This is a genomic window from Companilactobacillus bobalius (assembly GCF_002179915.1).
In the GTDB taxonomy this organism is placed as follows: Bacteria; Bacillota; Bacilli; order Lactobacillales; family Lactobacillaceae; genus Companilactobacillus; species Companilactobacillus bobalius.
The window spans coordinates 543,975-561,247 of record NZ_MYFM01000001.1; the positions used below are offsets into that span (position 1 = coordinate 543,975).

The window sequence follows — 17,273 nt, forward strand, 5'->3', positions numbered from 1 at the left end:
ATCCTTATACTACTTATTTACCAAGTCAGTTAAAATCTTGATCAAACGATCAGCTGCATCAGGAACACCGATTTTTTTAGACTTATCGGACATTTCCTTTTGAATTGATTCACTACTCATAATCTCATTGATCTCTTTAAAAAGAGAATCTGGGGTAAGATCTGATTCAGGAATCAACTTAGCAGCACCGACGTTTGAAACGGATAGTGCATTTTTTGTTTGATGATCATGTGTTACATATGGACTTGGAATAAAAATTGCAGGAATTCCTAAAGCAGTAATTTCAGCAATACTTGTTGCACCGCTACGACCAACAATCAAATTAATGTCAGGAAGAATTTCTGGCATATTATCAATATATGGTAATACTGAAATATTTGCACTCATTAGGTACTTAGAATCGATTTTTTCGACCACATTGTCATAATGTACACGTCCTGTTACAAAAAGAACTTGATAATCGGCAGCTGCAAATTTATCCATTGCGGCTATTGTTGCTAAGTTAATTGGCTTAGCACCTCTAGAGCCACCAAAGATCATAACGGTTGGTTTATCAGCTGCTAAATTAAATTCTTTCAAGCGATCATTCTTCTGAATATTGACTACTTCTTGGGCTCGAGGATTACCAGCAAACACTAATTTCTTCTTTTCACTGAATTGATCAACTGCATCTGGAAAAGCAATGGCAATCTTATCAACAAAATGTGCTAGAAATTTGTTCGTTACACCAGCAATAGTATTCTGCTCATGTATAACGGTAGGAATATGCATGGTATGTGCTGCGTATACGATAGCACTTGAAACATAACCACCGGTTCCTACAACGATATCAGGTTTAAATTCTTTGATAATTTTTTTAGACTTACGAATGCTTGATAAGAAGAGTTCAACAACTTTAACATTTTCAAGCGTTAATTTCCGTTTGAAACCACGAATTTCAATTGTTTTAAAATCGATTCCCGCATTCTTAACTATCTTGCTCTCTAGTCCCTTTTTTGTTCCAACGTATAAAACATCCTCAATCATGTCTCTTTCCTTGAGGCGTTTAATTAAAGCCATTGCCGGATAGATATGGCCACCTGTTCCACCGCCGGATACGATTATACGCATTTTTGTCATCTATTTAACTTCTCCCTTTAAAGTTTCAACTTCTTGAATAAATTGGTCTCCACGTTGTTCGAAGGTCTTAAATTGATCCCAACTAGCGGCAGCTGGTGAAAGTAAGATTACATCCCCATCATCACTTTGCTTATAAGCTTCGGGAACGGCTTCCTTAAGATCGTTAACTTTGACAATATTAGAAACATCAGCCTTTTCAGCAGAAGCAATAACTTTATCGGCTGTTTGACCATAAACTACTAAATTATTAACTTTTCCCTTAAGAGAAGGAATCAATTCATCAAAACCATTACCACGATCAAGTCCTCCGGCTATCAAAGTGATAGGTTTTTTAAAGGCTGTTAAAGCGACGATTGTGGCTTCAACATTTGTTGCTTTAGAGTCATTATAAAATTTATGTCCACCAAAAGTATCGACATATTGTATTCTGTGCTTGACACCAGTAAATGATGATAGAACTTCAACAATATCTTCGTTTGAAACATCATACATTTTAGCAACGCTGATTGCAGCCAAAGCATTTTGTACGTTATGTTCTCCAGGAATTTGGATTTCATCAGTATTCATAATCTTTTCGCCATTGCAATAGATGACGTCATCTTTAGCGTAGGCACCATTAGCAAGTTCCTGGTTATCTGAGAATGGCACTATAGTAGCATTTGATTGATCGGCTAAATTACGCCACTCCTCAGTATTCCAATTAACAACAAAGTAATCATCCTTAGTTTGGTTCTTAGTAATATGCATCTTGGCCTTAATGTAGTTAGCACGGTTCTTGTGAAAATCTAAATGTGTTGAATAAATATTATTTAATACCGCTACATGTGGACGTAAGCTAATTGTTCCTTGAAGTTGGAAACTTGATAACTCAGTTACTACAACATCATCTTTGGTAGCCTTTTGAATAACATCAGAAATAGGAATACCAATGTTACCAGCATAATATGAATTCTTAAACTTAGGTGAGTGCTTCAACATCAATTGAATTAAAGTTGTAACGGTAGTTTTACCATTAGTACCGGTTACAGCAACCATTGTAGCGTCTGAATAACTGTAAGCTATTTCTGGTTCTGTAATAACAGGAATGTTCAATTCTTCAGCACGTTCAACTAATTCATTTGAATAAAATATTCCAGGGTTCTTTACTAAGTAATCATAAGAATCATCAATCAGACTCTTATCATTACTTCCTGTAATAACATTAAACCCATCATCAATTAATGCCTTTGCTTCGGTATTCTTTTCTAGCGGATTAGAGTCAACAACTGTTACGTCTGAACCCATTTTTTTTAAAAGTTTAGCAACCGCAAAACCACTTTTGGCTAAGCCTAAAACTAAGATTTTTTTATTTGAATAATTACTTTTTGTTTTCATTATTATCTTTTACTTCCTATACGAATAAAATTAAATAAATTGCAGAACAAATCAAACCAACGATCCAGAATACGATATCTATCTTCCATTCACTCCAACCCAACATTTCAAAATGATGATGAATTGGTGTCATCTTGAAAATACGACGATGAAAAACTTTGAATGAAAAGACTTGAAGCATAACACTCATAGTTTCAACTACATAGACAAAGCCAATCAATAATAGTGACCAGTAATGACCCAAAAGAATCGAGATAGCTGCTAAACCGGCACCCAAAGCTAATGAACCTACATCACCCATAAAGATCTTAGCTGGCTTGTGATTGTACAATAGAAAAGCTAATAAAGCACCTACAACTGAGAAACAAACAATTGCAATATCAGCACGATTTTGGTTCAAGGCAATAATTCCGTATGTAGCATAAGAAATTGTTCCTAAACCACCTAATAGACCATCCAAACCATCAGTTAAATTAGTAGCATTAGAGAATCCTACCAACCAGAAAAGTGTAAACAGAATAAAAATCACGGCTGAATCGATTGACAAAACACCAGGAATTGTAAAGTTCATTGGCAATTGATCGCCATTATAAACGTATAAGAATATTATCCCAACAATAATTTGTAAAAGTGCTTTCTGCCAGGCTCTAAGTCCAAGATTTCTCTTCTTGAAAACTTTGATGAAATCATCAATGAAACCAATACATCCATAAAGCACAATAACAAAGGTCGTAATTAAAAGTGAATGAGTTAGTTGACCCTGCCAAGCACCAACCCAGATATTTGTAATTAAAGCGGCTAAAATAACTAAAAGTCCACCCATCGTTGGTGTACCGGACTTTTTCTCATGCCACTTAGGCCCTTCCTCACGAATTGACTGACCCTCTTTATGAGCAACTAAATAGCCAATCAGAAATGGCATTAAGATTGCCACAATTACAAACGAACTAACTATGTCGAAAACTATATGACTAATTTCCATGAAAATCCCCTTATTTTATTTATTTTTCAATGTAACTATAATTTTACCACTGTCATTTATCACATGACCAGAGCTGACAGACTGTTTAACAACATATCCGTCACCTTTTGTCGTGACTTGCTTACCAGTAATCTCGGCAAACTTCAAAACATCATTTTTGGACCAACCTGTAAGATCTGGCATTGTCATAGCACCATTAGTTAACAAGACCATTCTCTGTCCAGGCATAACCTTCTCACCACTCGCAGGTAATTGTTGAACAACCTTGTTACCAGTACCGATGACACCTGATTGCAATTTAAGACTACTAATTTTACTCAAAGAATCATTTGTTGACTTATCCAATAGACTTGGAATCTCAACATACTGACTACCTGCTTGGGTACTATTTGTCTGAGATTTACCTTGATTTACCAGGCGTTTAACTAGTGGATTAAAGACTTCAGATAGAATCTTCTCAGGTGATTCTGTCATCTTCTGTGGTTGTCTCATCGTTACATAAACAATGTAATTAGGATCATTGTAAGGGATCATCCCCGCAACCGAGAAAATATAATTATTACTACCAGTCAAATACCCACCATTTGGAGAGGCAATCTGAGCTGTACCAGTTTTAACTCCAACCTTGATACCAGGAATATTGTAAACAAGTCCTGTACCATAATTCTTCGTAACAACTTGACGCATAGCCTTTTGGACCTGCTTAGCCGTACTCTTTTTAATTGGTTGTCCGACTACTTGTCGCTTAAAGCTTTGAGTAGTCTTACCAGTATTAGTATTAACAACTTTTTGGACTATCTGCGGTTTAATCATCTTTCCACCGTTAGCAATTGCTGAAAACGCCTGTAACATTTGAATCGTATTTACATTGACACTTTGTCCAAATGAAGTCATTGCTTGATCACTGGCATGTTGGAATGAAATACCACCAGCTACTTCACCTGGCAATGAAATATTCGTCTTAGTACCAATATCGAAACGGCGCATATACTTCATCCAAGTCTTTGATCCCATCTTCTGTTCCAGCTTAACCATTCCGACGTTAGATGATCTTGGAAAGGCCTCTGATAAAGGTATATAACCCCAACCGGCATTATTCCAATCACTAATTGTTCTTCCGCCTACTTCAACTGAACCAGACTTATATAGTTCATCTGGATCATAATTACCGGAATCAATTGACGCCGACAAAGTCAAAATTTTCATGACAGACCCCGGTTCAAATTGATCTTCAACTAGGGTATCACGCCAACTATTAGCTAATCCCTTACCAGTTGTTGGATTAAACGTTGGTCGTTGGGTAGCTGCCTCAATTGCACCAGTTTTGGCATTCATAACTAAAATCTGTAAATTCTTTGGTTCATATTTATCAGATATATCCTGTGCCAAAATTTCAGCATACTGTTGAATTTTACTATTTAAAGTCAAATAAACATTCGACCCATCGATCGATTGCTTCTCGTTTACTTGAGAATTAGGCAATTCATTACCATTAAAGTCAACTTTAGTAATTTTCTTACCATCTTGACCAGATAACAATTTATTGAAATACTTTTCAATCCCCATCACACCACTAATATTACTATTCTGATCATTAGCATCGTCAGCCTTAGTAATACCAACTAAGTTAGTGGCAAAAACACCGTTAGGATAAGATCGTGATGGAAATTCCACAAAGTGAATTCCGGGTAATTTTTGGGCCGCAATTTTACGTTTGATTTCTATTGATAAATTACGACCAGCTTGTCCAAATTCTACTTGGTACTGTTTCTTATTTTGAGGAGTTAAATATTTAATCAATTGTTTTTCAGAAAGTGGTAAATACTTACTCAACGCTTTGGCTGTTTTTTCTTTATCAACCACATAATCAGCTTTACCTGTGGCCGTCTTCGACTTATGATTTACAATTGCGTAAATATTATAAATCGTAGAATCTCCCGCAATCATATCACCATTAACATCAAGGATATCGCCACGTTTAGCATTAACTTTCGTTACTTTTTCATATTTAGCTTTAGTTCTTTTTTCTAGATTCACTCCATCATATTGTTTACTCATAGAGATATAAGCGAATCTTTGGATAAAAAGGATAAAAGAAAAGGCAGTCACAATCAAAATTAATATACCAACTATATAATGATTGCGTCTTGCCTTATTTTTTAATAGTTTTCTGAACTTACTCATCTTGATATATTCCTTACATTATTATCGCTCATTTTTAAATTGTGCTTTTTAGCGAAAGAAGAGAACCGATCAAAACTGCTTAATTCAGAAATTTCTTGTCTTAAATTAACATTGCTCGTATTAGTCTTAGAGATTTGATTAGTAAGACTATCTAACTCATTTTGAGAAGAAGTCATCGAAACTTTTATACTAACTAAAGCTACCATTAATGCCAACGTTAAAAGAGAGAGACCTACGATGGAAACAGTCTCAAATTTTGACAGTTTTACACTATGTACTTTAGGAGCTGCTTGAACAACCTTCTCAGGCTCTGGAGCAACTTGATAGTCTTGTAAATTTCTAGCTGTACTTTCTTCTCTCATATTATTTCTCCATTATATCTTTTCAACAACGCGTAATTTGGCACTATGTGCCCGATTATTTTCAGTTAATTCCTTATCGTTAGGCAGAATTGGTTTTCGTGTTATCTGTTTCAAAACTGGTTTAATGTCATCTGGAATGACTGGTAATCCGCGTGGAACATCAACGTGTGAATTATCCTTAAAAATATGTTTTACAATTCTGTCTTCTTTTGATTGAAAAGTTATAACGCTTATTCTACCCTTTGGTGCTAACAATTTAATTGCTTGATCCAAGGATCTCTCAAGAGAACCCAATTCATCATTTACCGCAATTCTAATTGCTTGAAAGACACGTTTAGCAGGATGACCGCCTGTTCTTCTAGCTGCTGCAGGAATGGCATTCTTAATAATATCAGCTAATTCCAATGTAGAAGTAATACGATGATCCTCACGTGTTCTTTCAATGGCACGGGCAATCTGTTTAGAAAATTTTTCATCACTGTATTTGTAGAAAATACCGACTAACTCACTATATGACCAGTCGTTAACAATTTTCTCTGCATCTAAGTCTTGTCTTTGATCCATCCTCATATCAAGACGAGCGGCCTTCTTGTAACTGAATCCTCTGACTGCATCATCAAATTGTGGAGACGAAACTCCTAAATCGTAAACAATCCCATCTACCTCAGTAACACCCAAATCCAACAAACGTTCTTGCATATTCTCAAAATTATCACGTATTAAAGTTAATGTATTATCACCAATGATGGTTGGATCGTTTTGAATACTCTCACCGACCTTAATGGCAGCCTCGTCACGATCAAAAACATAAAGATGGCTGTGGTGCATACGGCTCAATAATTCTTTACTGTGCCCTCCACGGCCAAAGGTAGCGTCTACATAAATACCATTATCATGTGGATTTACCTCATCAATAGTTTCTTTTAAAAGTACTGTTTTATGTTTATATTCGTTAGAAGTCAAAGTCTGTCATTTTCTCCGATATTTCTTCAAAATTATCTTCAGCCTCTTGGCTAAATTTATTCCAGCATTCCTCATCCCATATTTCAATACGGTCAGAAACACCTACAATTACACAATTCTTATTTAACTTAGCAAATTTGATCAACGGAGTCGAAAGATTAATCCGACCCTGTTTGTCAAATTCTACCTCTGCAGCTGCAGAATAAAAGAATCGGGTGAAGGCTCTTGCATCCTTCTTAGTTAGTGGTAACTTATCCAACTGAGCTTCAAGTTTATCCCATTGCTCTAGAGGATAACCAAAAAGGCAGCCATCCATTCCACGAGTTATTACGAACTCATCACCAAGTAGTTTTCTAAATTTAGCAGGTACAATAATTCTGCCTTTATTATCAAGTGTGTGATGAAATTCACCCATGAACATGGATATCACCTCAATTCTTTAACACTTCCTAATTTACCACAAATCACCACAATTAACCACACGATATTTGACAATCGGTCTAAAGTAGTTAAGAAACTTGCAAACAGTTGGTAATTATACATTTACGAGGGTGGGGAGTTTTCCCAAAATCAAAAGAGAAAACCATTACAATATTGCATAAATTTCCTTTGTGAAGTACCATTTCACTATATATAAATTAGGTGGTGGAAGTTTTGGACGAAAAGAAACCTAAAAGCACATTGACTAAAATTATTCAAATTGTTGTTTGGTTGATGATTATTGTCACAATTGGTGGCGTTGTTCTTGGCTCAATTATGAGTTTTATTTAAAAGAGCGCAAAAAAAAGAGTCTAACCTGAAAAATTCAGGTTAGACTCTTTTTAATTAATTTCTTGGAATTATCAATTGTTTAAAGATTCGATTTAATAAAACAGCTAGGACAATCAACATGATCATATTAGCTATAAAGCTACCTCCATTGATAACTAAGGAATAAATCCAAGGATTCATTGATTTAGGTGCATATGAACCCCAATAGATACCACCAGCAATAAAGTGCAAGAAGTACTTAGCTAAAAAACCAATTGCTGAATAAAAGATTATCAATCCTAATGCATTTTTACCATTTCTAATAGCACGTTGAACTCTAACACTTCCTAAACCAATCAAGCCCACAACACCAAAAGCCAATGGATATTCAACAAAACCTTGAAGTGGATTCAAAACTCCTCCACCTAATCCCCTAAGGAACATATCTAATAATCCCCAAACTAAGCCGGCCATTAAACCAGGCTTTAGTCCTCTTCTTAAAGCATAAATGGACATTGGTATCAATCCATAAACAAATTCAACTGAGGAAACTCCCGTGGAATGAGGTATATAGGACAACCCCATTGCCAAAGCGGTAATGATAGCCCCCTCTGTCAAAACAATTAAACTATCTTGACTACTAGCTTTATTAATCATACAAAAAAACTCCCTTCTGATTTTTGTCATCACAAGAGAGTTCGAGCTTCTGCTTGAACAACACTATTCCTACGCATGTATTAACATAACAGGTTTAAAGGGTCTGAACGATTACGCTCACTCTCAGCCAAAGGCTCCCCCTGTGTTGACTTATATTATTTAAAAACATTGTACCATAGGACTCATTTTTTTCCAAAGACACGGCCCCAGAATCCAACCTTTTTAGTTTCAGTTGATAGATCTAAGGGAATACTCTCTCCCAACATTCTTCGAGCAATATTCTGATAACTGTGACCTGCACTGCTATCACGGTCAAAAGCCACTGTTTGCCCAGCATTAGAAGCCGAGATAACCTTATCTTCATCCATAACAATTCCTAATAATGGAATTCCTAAATGATTAACAATGTCATCAATTCGCATTGATGTACCCTCATTAATCATATTCTTACGGATACGATTGATAACTAAATGCGGTGTTATCGGCATGTTCATATTCTCTAAGATCCCGACTACTCGATCAGCATCACTGACTGAAGCAATTTCAGGGTTTGTTACCACTAAAGCTCCATCAGCTGTTGAAACAGCATTTTGAAAGCCATACTCAATCCCAGCTGGACAATCAATCATCACAAAATCAAATCGTTGCTTCAATTCATCGATAATCTGTGCTAATGAGTCTTTGTCTAAAACGTATTTATCAGCAAACTGTGATGCCGCCAATAAATATAAATTGTCTTCAAATCTAGGATCTCGCACCAAAGCTTGAGAAACCACTACCCGATGTTGAGCAACATCCACAATATCGTAAACAACTCGATTAGTTAGACCCATTACAGCATCCAAATTTCGCAATCCTATATCTAAGTCAACCATGCAAACTTTTTTACCAAGACTTGCCAAGACAGTACTTACATTTGCGGTGGTAGTTGTTTTGCCAACTCCACCTTTTCCTGAAGTTACAACTATTGATATTCCCATAGTTAATCTGTCCTTTTTCTTAAATCATTTATTTTATCTTTGTAATTCTTTAAATCGTCAACACTAATAGCGTGTAAATCATTGATAAAAGCAAACTTGCCATCCTGAAAATCTTCACGATTATCATCGGTTACAATTTCAATAACATCAGCAATTCGTAATTGATCGATACCCTTCAGATTACCAAAAATGGCTGCATTAGGATTATCGGGAAAACCAGCTTGAACGATTCCACTGACTTCTCCCAAAATATAGATAGAACCAGTCGCACATATTTGAGCATCACGATGTAATGATCCCAAAAAAATCAAATCACCTTTATACTCTAATCTTTGACCGCTACGTACAATTCCGGATTCAACATTAGTCTTGTTAGCATCAAATAACTCTTTAACGTTTTTTTTATCTTCAACATCTGATTCAATATCCTTTAATTCTAATTGTGGATATTTTTCAAAGAATCCTTCAATACTTTCCTTTTGTTGACTAGTAAATAATCGCTTACCGGTTTTAATAGTAAAACTAATAGCATCATCATTTTCATTGGTTGATTTAACGTTTTGTTGCATAATTAACTCTTTTAGTTCTTTCAACGCATCGTCATAATTGGCATTTTCATTAAAAATAACTGAAAATCCATCTTTACCACCTTTTAAAATGATGTCACTCATTTACTATCCCTCCGATATTTCACCAACCAGGCAGACATATTTGCTAATGGAATATAGATAACAAAGAAAACAACTATATTCCACAACAACGTTGGTCCCAACGTATACGTAATGAAATCAAAAACATCTGTACTTGTTTGCTGCAATAATTTTTCTAACAAATAGATTCCCGTTTGTAAAAAGGTTAACGACAAAAAATAAATGGAAATATCATATCCCATATTATTTTTAATCAATAAAAATCTGAAATGATCTATTCCCACCATTAGCAGTGGCAACAGAATTGTATATAGTCCAATGATTCCATAATAGTAAGAATCATAAATAACCCCAAAGACTATACCGTATATGATCAACTGACGACGATCCTCAATCCTCATCGTTAACATAACGACTGCCATTAACATGATTTGTGGCAAGATCACTATTGTTTCATGATTCATATTATTCAAAAAGGCCCATTTTATTAAACCATCTAAATAAAATGCAAATAAAATGAATAATACTTGTCCAAAAATCTTTCGTCTTTTAATATTCATTAATTCTCACCATGAACCGAAGACTTAATGACTGTTACAACAGTAAAGTTACGCAATTCAGCGGCTGGGGTAATATAAACAGAATTTGTCATCCCGTAATTATCTTTCTTAATCCCATAAACTTTACCTATGTACAATCCACGAGGTGTCAAGCCACCTAAACCTGATGTAATTACGCTTTGGCCTTTTTTAATATCTTTTGTAGAATTAACGTTTTCCATCACTAAGTCACCAGTAGAACTATCGTAACGACTAACAACACCAGTAACATTTTTATTATCACCTAAAATTTCGGCAGCAAACTTATCATTCAATTCATTATTAGTTGAAATCAATTCAACCTTAGAACTGACCTTGTCTACTTCGATAATTCTACCAATTAAACCTTTTCCAGACATAACCGGCATATTCTTCTTAATACCACTTGTTTGACCACGATTAATTGTTAAGTAATTTTGCCAACTACTTGGTGACCGCGACAAAACAGAGGCATTAACTGTACTGTAATCAGTGAGTGTACCATTAAGTTTTAACTCTTGTTTTAACTTCTTATTTTCATCTTGAACTACTTCTAACTTAGCCTGATTTTGTGCTAACTCGCCAATTCTGGCTTTTAAACGTTTGTTTTCAGAATATGTGTTGTACAAATCAGAGAATTCTGAGGTAGCATTTTTTACAGCATTAGTTGGATATGCAAAAACTCCACCAACAACACTGACGACATCATTACCAACCTGTTGAACAACTGGCGGTGTACTCTTTTTATCACGAATATTAACCGTTACCGCCAAAAGTCCAAAAGTAACAATAATAAGTATCATTAAAATAATCAATTTTTTATTTGAAAAAAACTTTTGCATTGCTTCCTCCTAGTAGATCAAATAAAAAAAACGGGATTTATCCCGCTTATTTTTGGCGACGCATTACATCGATATTCTTAAGTGATTCGCCAGTACCGATAGCCACACAATCTAGTGGGTCTTGAGCAATGAATACGGGAACTCCAGTTGCTTCTGAGATTACTTCTGGTAAATGATGTAACAATGCTCCACCACCAGTTAAAACAATACCGTGATCGATAACATCAGCAGCAATTTCAGGAGATGTTTCTTCAAGAGTCTCTTTGATTGTTTCAATGATTTCTTGAACATTTTCATGAATTGCAGTTGCAATATCTTCACCAGTTAATTGAACTGTCTTTGGCAAACCTGTAACAAGGTCACGACCACGAATTTGCATTGATTCAATCTCTTTAGCCTTTTCGATTGAGGCTGAACCGATTTGAATCTTAACATCTTCGGCAGTTCTTTCACCAATTTGTAAATTATAATTTGACTTAATATAAGCTGAAATTGAATCATCAAACTTATCACCAGCAACTCGAATTGAGCGTGATGACACAATTCCACCTAGTGAAATGGTAGCAACATCTGTTGTACCACCACCAATATCAACAACCATATTACCGGTTGGATCCATAACAGGAAGTCCAGCTCCGATAGCGGCTGCAAATGGTTCTTCGATTACATATGCTTCACGAGCACCTGCATGTTGAGTAGCTTCGATAACAGCTCTCTTTTCAACTTCAGTAACACCACTAGGAACACAAACCATTACAGAAGGTTTTGAGTTATTTGCTGTTTTTTCGATGAAATACTTCATCATAGCAGCAGTTGTGTCATAATCAGCAATTACTCCGTCACGCATCGGACGAATGGCAGAAATACTACCAGGTGTACGTCCAATCATTTCACGAGCATCTGAACCAACAGCAACGATCTCTCCAGTGTTATTATTTTTTGCGACAACAGAAGGTTCGTTTAAAACGATTCCTTTTCCTTCAGCATAAACTAAAGTATTTGCAGTTCCTAAATCTATGCCAAGCTTCTTTGATCCAATACCAAACAATTTATTTCTCTCCTTTAAAGTACACACCACATTTTACGCTAACCAAAATTATATCATACAAAATAATGATTTAAAGTATGACCAATCATATCCTAAATTAAATTTAACTTCTTTAAACTAGAATACGATTTTCTCGTAATAATTAAATGATCTAATAAGTTTATTCCCATTAAATTGCAACACTTCTTCAGCCGTAAACTAAACTCTTGATCATTCTTCGAAAACATTAATGTTCCGTTTGGATGATTGTGAGCTATCACAATTTGCGTCGCTGAAATTTGAATTGCCTCTCGCAGGATATCCCTTGGATGAACAGTTGCCTGATCAATTGTTCCAATGAAAATAGTCTTCTCATTAATGACATGATAACTATTATTCAAGTAGACCGCCATTAGTTTCTCTTGTGGAGTACTACCTATTATATTTATTAAATGTTTTCCAATATCGTCTACTGAAACGATTCGTTCTGATAACTTATCTGATTGAACTTTTCTAGTGCCCAATTCGATTGCCGCTAAAATCTTACAAGCTTGGGCAACACCAATTCCATTAAAAGCCATTAGTTGTTCTAAATTCAAATTTAAGCCATTCTTATTTGAAACAATTTTTTCTGACAAGTCCAAAACGTTATTTTTCTTAGTGCCATTGCCAATAACAACAGCCATTAATTCTTCATCTTTTAAGGTGCTGACACCATAAGCCAAAATTTTTTCTCTTAAATTTATCATCATACTTGAAATTACGCAAAATAGTTTTCCAAATCCGAGATTAAATAAAAAGATCCCGTAATGAGTAACATTTGTTGTTCATTTAATTGCTTCACTATTTTCTGTAATTCAGTATGATAATTTTCAATAAAAGAAACATTCTCATAGTTTGATAAATTATAATCACCAGCGACAGCGGAACGTTGCATATCAAGTGTTGTGATATAGATATGCTTCACTCTTGGTGCTAATTCTTGAATAATCTCACTGCGATCTTTATCTTTCATTCCAGCATATAAGACAATTATATCTTTATTTTCATAATTTGTAGTCAAAGAATTAATTAAATTATAAATTGCCGAAATATTATGTGCTCCATCCATTAAAATTAATGGATTATTCTGTACTATTTGTGCTCGTCCCAACAAATGATGACTATCGAGATTGTCCTTAATAAGTTTCTCTGACACCTCAATTTGGTGTTTTTGATGATATTGAACGTAAGCACAAATTGCAATAGCAGCATTCATCGCAGTTGTTTTTTCAAAGCCATCACAAGATATCTCTCTTATTGTTACCTTATCGTCATAATATGTAAATGATAATTTAAAATTTTTTGTCTTAAAATCGTTAATTCCAAAATCTCGGCCAAATTTATAAAGCGGACTCGACATTTCCACAGCAGTATTTGCAACTATTTCTTTTATTGAGTCCTGCAAAAAACCAGTTACGATTGGTCTATTTTTCTTAATGATTCCAGCTTTTTCAAAAGCTATATCTTGTAAAGTAGGACCAATTAGCTTCTCATGATCCAAGTCTACTGAGGTAATCACTGACACAACGGGTGTAATAACATTCGTTTTATCATGACGAGCACCAATGCCAGCTTCAATCACAGCTACATCGACACGACCACGAAAATAAAAATACCCCAAAACTGTAACAAATTCAAATTCTGTCAATGGAATTGAACCAATTTTTTCTATTAAATAATTTACATTATCCAATAAATCTTGATTGGAAATGTACTGATGATCTATCTGAATACGTTCATTAAATACTTTTACATAAGGTGAAATAAACAAACCAACTTTTTTGCCATCAGCTTCTAACAAATTGGCCAAAAAATTACTGGTTGTTCCCTTTCCATTCGTACCCGTAATATGAATCGTCTCATAATCATTTTGTGGATTATCCAGAACTTTTAAAGCTTCCTTAATATTGTCCAAATTATTCGTACGATGAAATTTTGGTAATGAGTGAATATAGTTAATTGCCTCTTTATAACTCTTTAACAATGTAAAATCACTCCTTTTCAAAGAAAAGGGGTTGGACATTTGCCAACCCCTCTAATTATATACTCAATTTTATTGATTATCTTTCAATTGTTGAATTCTTTGTTGAACTTTTGCTTGACGAGATTGATAGTCAGCCAATTTTTCTTTTTGTTCGTTAACAACTTTTTCAGGTGCTTTTTGAACAAAGTTAGCATTGGAAAGTTTCTTATCAAGACGTGTAATTTCTTGATCTAACTTCTTCATCTCTTCATTTTGACGAGCAATTTCCTCATCGATATCGATCAATTCAGCCAATGGAACGTAAAGTTCAGCATTAGTTGTAACTGATGTCATAGCCAAAGCAGGTGCAACAATATCAGTAGCAACCTTCAAATCCTTAGGATGCATGAAACGATCAATATAATCTTCGTTATTCAAAATAACAGCTTTTACATTTTCATCCTGTGGTTTGATCAAAATATCAACGGCCTTAGACATTGGTGCATTAGCTTCCAAACGAATCTTTCTCAATGACTTGATTAAGTCAATCAAGATATCCATTTGATCCATAGCTTCGGCGTTGTCTAATTCAGCGTGATATTCAGGATACTTAGCATGCATGATTGTCTTACCGTTATGAGGCATTGTCAACCAAATTTTTTCGGTAACAAATGGCATAATTGGGTGCAACAAACGTAATGTTTGATCCAAGACATAAGTTAGAAGCATCTTCTTTTGCTTCTTAGCTGCTTCATCATCCCCTGTTAAAGTAGCCTTACTCATTTCAATATACCAGTCACAGAAATCATTCCAGATAAAGTTGTAAAGATTACGTTCAACTTCACCGAATTCAAACTTATCTAACAAATCATTAACGTTCTTAACTGTTTGATTCAATTTAGCCAAGATCCATTTATCAGAAAGGTCATAGTTTGTAACTTGAGATAGATCATCCATTGCTGGAGTATCATCGTCAAGATTCATGATAACGTAACGTGAAGCATTCCAAATCTTGTTGATGAAGTTCCATGAAGCATCCATCTTGTCATAACTAAATCTAGTATCTTGACCAGGTGTTGTTCCATTCATAACGAACCAACGTAAAGCATCAGCACCGTATTTAGCAATAACGTCCATTGGATCAATTCCGTTACCAAGTGACTTACTCATCTTACGACCTTGTGAATCACGCATTAAACCATGGATAACAGTATTATCAAATGGTTTCTTACCAGTAAACTTCAAACTTTGGAAAATCATTCTAGAAACCCAGAAAGGAATAATATCGTAACCTGTAACCAAAGTATCAGTTGGGAAGTAACGTTTGTAATCTTCTGAATCATTGTCAGGCCAACCCATAGTAGAAAATGGCCATAGAGCACTTGAGAACCATGTATCTAGAACATCTGGATCTTGATCCCAGTTTTCGATATCTTTAGGTGCTTCTTCACCAACATATGTTTCGCCAGTCTTCTTGTTATACCAAGCTGGAATTTGATGTCCCCACCATAGTTGTCTAGAAATAACCCAATCATGAATATTTTCCATCCATTGAGTAAAGGTTGTTTCAAAACGGTCAGGTACAAAATTAACTTTGTTATCACTCTTTTGATTCTTCAAAACTGTTTCAGCAAGTGGCTTCATCTTAACGAACCATTGTGTTGAAAGTCTTGGTTCAACTTGAACACCAGAACGTTCTGAATGACCAACACTATGTACATAAGGTTCGATCTTGATCATGTCATCATCATCTTGAAGATCCTTAACAATAGCTTTACGAGCTTCGAAACGATCCATACCATTATACTTGCCGGCATTCTCGTTCATTGTACCATCAGCATTCATTGTGTTAATACGTTTCAAATCATGACGATTACCAACAGCAAAGTCATTAGGGTCATGGGCAGGTGTGATCTTAACCATACCAGTACCAAAGTCTTTATCAACATAGTGATCGGCAATAATAGGAATCTTACGATCAACTAATGGAACAACGACTTCTTTACCAACAATATCCTTGTAACGTTCATCATCTGGAGCTACGGCTACAGCCACATCACCAAACATTGTTTCAGGACGAGTTGTGGCAATTTCAATAAAGCCAGAACCATCAGCATATGGGTACTTAACGTGATAGAAAGCACCTTGGTCATCCTTATGAATAACTTCAATATCAGATAAAGCTGTTTGAAGTTGTGGATCCCAGTTGATGATGTATTCGCCACGATAAATCAAACCTTCGTTATACAATTGTACGAAGACTTTACGAACAGCCTTTGATAAACCTTCATCCAAGGTAAATCTTTCACGTGAATAATCAAGTGATAAACCTAATTTACCCCACTGTGATTTGATAATCTTAGCAAATTCATCTTTCCAGTTCCAAACCTCATCAACAAACTTATCACGTCCAAGGTCATAACGAGTTACACCTTGTTCACGTAATTTAGCTTCAACCTTAGCTTGAGTAGCAATTCCGGCATGATCCATACCTGGAAGATATAAGGTATCAAAGCCTTGCATACGTTTATAACGAATTAATGTATCTTGAATAGTTGTATCCCAAGCATGTCCCATGTGTAATTTACCAGTAACATTTGGTGGTGGGATAACAATTGAATAAGGTTTAGCTTTCTTGTCACCAGAAGGTTTAAAATCATCGTCATCTAACCATGTTTGATAACGGCCTTCTTCGACTTCTTGTGGATTATATTTTGTATCCATGTCGATTTCTCTCATAGTATTTCCTCCATAAATTAGATATTTACTATTAATAATTAAATATGGGATTGATTAAGGA

Annotated in this window: 17 protein-coding genes and 1 riboswitch; of the genes, 1 reads left to right on the forward strand and 16 read right to left on the reverse strand. The window is 35.2% G+C overall.

Going from position 1 to position 17,273, the window contains the following annotated elements:
• Positions 1-9: 9 nt before the first annotated feature.
• Genes murG through mraZ form a run of 7 tightly spaced genes read right to left on the reverse strand, consistent with a single transcriptional unit; the run spans position 10 to position 7,405 of the window.
• Positions 10-1,110, reverse strand: a complete 1,101-nt coding sequence (gene murG, locus LKACC16343_RS02605; protein WP_056952968.1) for an undecaprenyldiphospho-muramoylpentapeptide beta-N-acetylglucosaminyltransferase — start codon at positions 1,108-1,110, stop codon at positions 10-12.
• 9 nt (positions 1,111-1,119) lie between these two features.
• Positions 1,120-2,493 carry a UDP-N-acetylmuramoyl-L-alanine--D-glutamate ligase gene (gene murD / locus LKACC16343_RS02610; RefSeq protein ID WP_056952043.1) on the reverse strand — a complete coding sequence of 458 codons (1,374 nt, stop codon included), beginning with the start codon at positions 2,491-2,493 and terminating at the stop codon, positions 1,120-1,122.
• A 16-nt stretch (positions 2,494-2,509) separates the two neighbouring features.
• Positions 2,510-3,475, reverse strand: a complete 966-nt coding sequence (gene mraY / locus LKACC16343_RS02615; RefSeq protein ID WP_056952042.1) for a phospho-N-acetylmuramoyl-pentapeptide-transferase — start codon at positions 3,473-3,475, stop codon at positions 2,510-2,512.
• A gap of 15 nt (positions 3,476-3,490) precedes the next feature.
• A complete protein-coding gene (locus tag LKACC16343_RS02620; RefSeq protein ID WP_056952040.1) occupies positions 3,491-5,665 on the reverse strand; it encodes a penicillin-binding transpeptidase domain-containing protein in 2,175 nt (724 codons plus the stop codon).
• The gene (ftsL, locus tag LKACC16343_RS02625) at positions 5,656-6,021 is read right to left on the reverse strand and encodes a cell division protein FtsL (RefSeq protein ID WP_056952038.1); all 366 of its coding nucleotides are present in this window, start codon (positions 6,019-6,021) and stop codon (positions 5,656-5,658) included. The genes LKACC16343_RS02620 and ftsL overlap by 10 nt, the downstream gene beginning before the upstream one ends.
• 12 nt (positions 6,022-6,033) lie before the next feature.
• Positions 6,034-6,984, reverse strand: coding sequence for a 16S rRNA (cytosine(1402)-N(4))-methyltransferase RsmH (rsmH, locus tag LKACC16343_RS02630; protein ID WP_056952036.1), 951 nt, complete (start codon positions 6,982-6,984; stop codon positions 6,034-6,036).
• A complete protein-coding gene (gene mraZ, locus LKACC16343_RS02635; RefSeq protein WP_054643648.1) occupies positions 6,974-7,405 on the reverse strand; it encodes a division/cell wall cluster transcriptional repressor MraZ in 432 nt (143 codons plus the stop codon). Before mraZ ends, rsmH begins: the two co-directional genes overlap by 11 nt.
• A 224-nt stretch (positions 7,406-7,629) precedes the next feature.
• On the opposite strand from mraZ, the gene LKACC16343_RS02640 reads away from it, so the two are divergent.
• The gene (locus tag LKACC16343_RS02640) at positions 7,630-7,755 is read left to right on the forward strand and encodes a DUF4044 domain-containing protein (protein ID WP_371125782.1); all 126 of its coding nucleotides are present in this window, start codon (positions 7,630-7,632) and stop codon (positions 7,753-7,755) included.
• Between the two features lie 54 nt (positions 7,756-7,809).
• Here the strand turns inward: LKACC16343_RS02640 and thiT are convergent, their stop codons facing one another.
• The 9 genes from thiT to LKACC16343_RS02685 all read right to left on the reverse strand — a co-directional run bounded on the left by thiT (position 7,810) and on the right by LKACC16343_RS02685 (position 17,212).
• Positions 7,810-8,391: an energy-coupled thiamine transporter ThiT gene (gene thiT / locus LKACC16343_RS02645; RefSeq protein WP_056952033.1), complete on the reverse strand. Its 582-nt coding sequence runs from the start codon at positions 8,389-8,391 to the stop codon at positions 7,810-7,812.
• A 48-nt stretch (positions 8,392-8,439) separates the two neighbouring features.
• Positions 8,440-8,542: riboswitch (TPP riboswitch) on the reverse strand.
• 31 nt (positions 8,543-8,573) lie between these two features.
• The gene (gene minD, locus LKACC16343_RS02650) at positions 8,574-9,371 is read right to left on the reverse strand and encodes a septum site-determining protein MinD (RefSeq protein ID WP_056952031.1); all 798 of its coding nucleotides are present in this window, start codon (positions 9,369-9,371) and stop codon (positions 8,574-8,576) included.
• A gap of 2 nt (positions 9,372-9,373) precedes the next feature.
• Positions 9,374-10,042: a septum site-determining protein MinC gene (locus LKACC16343_RS02655; RefSeq protein WP_056952029.1), complete on the reverse strand. Its 669-nt coding sequence runs from the start codon at positions 10,040-10,042 to the stop codon at positions 9,374-9,376.
• Positions 10,039-10,581 carry a rod shape-determining protein MreD gene (mreD, locus tag LKACC16343_RS02660; protein ID WP_056952027.1) on the reverse strand — a complete coding sequence of 181 codons (543 nt, stop codon included), beginning with the start codon at positions 10,579-10,581 and terminating at the stop codon, positions 10,039-10,041. The genes LKACC16343_RS02655 and mreD overlap by 4 nt, the downstream gene beginning before the upstream one ends.
• A complete protein-coding gene (mreC, locus tag LKACC16343_RS02665) occupies positions 10,581-11,441 on the reverse strand; it encodes a rod shape-determining protein MreC (RefSeq protein WP_056952025.1) in 861 nt (286 codons plus the stop codon). Before mreC ends, mreD begins: the two co-directional genes overlap by 1 nt.
• Before the next feature lie 46 nt (positions 11,442-11,487).
• Positions 11,488-12,489 carry a rod shape-determining protein gene (locus tag LKACC16343_RS02670; protein ID WP_025085321.1) on the reverse strand — a complete coding sequence of 334 codons (1,002 nt, stop codon included), beginning with the start codon at positions 12,487-12,489 and terminating at the stop codon, positions 11,488-11,490.
• A gap of 92 nt (positions 12,490-12,581) precedes the next feature.
• On the reverse strand, positions 12,582-13,220 hold the full coding sequence (gene radC / locus LKACC16343_RS02675) for a RadC family protein (protein ID WP_056952023.1): 639 nt from the start codon (positions 13,218-13,220) through the stop codon (positions 12,582-12,584).
• Between the two features lie 8 nt (positions 13,221-13,228).
• On the reverse strand, positions 13,229-14,494 hold the full coding sequence (locus LKACC16343_RS02680; RefSeq protein WP_056952021.1) for a bifunctional folylpolyglutamate synthase/dihydrofolate synthase: 1,266 nt from the start codon (positions 14,492-14,494) through the stop codon (positions 13,229-13,231).
• A gap of 69 nt (positions 14,495-14,563) precedes the next feature.
• Complete coding sequence (locus tag LKACC16343_RS02685) at positions 14,564-17,212, reverse strand: valine--tRNA ligase (protein ID WP_056952020.1); 2,649 nt, start codon at positions 17,210-17,212, stop codon at positions 14,564-14,566.
• Positions 17,213-17,273: the final 61 nt, after the last annotated feature.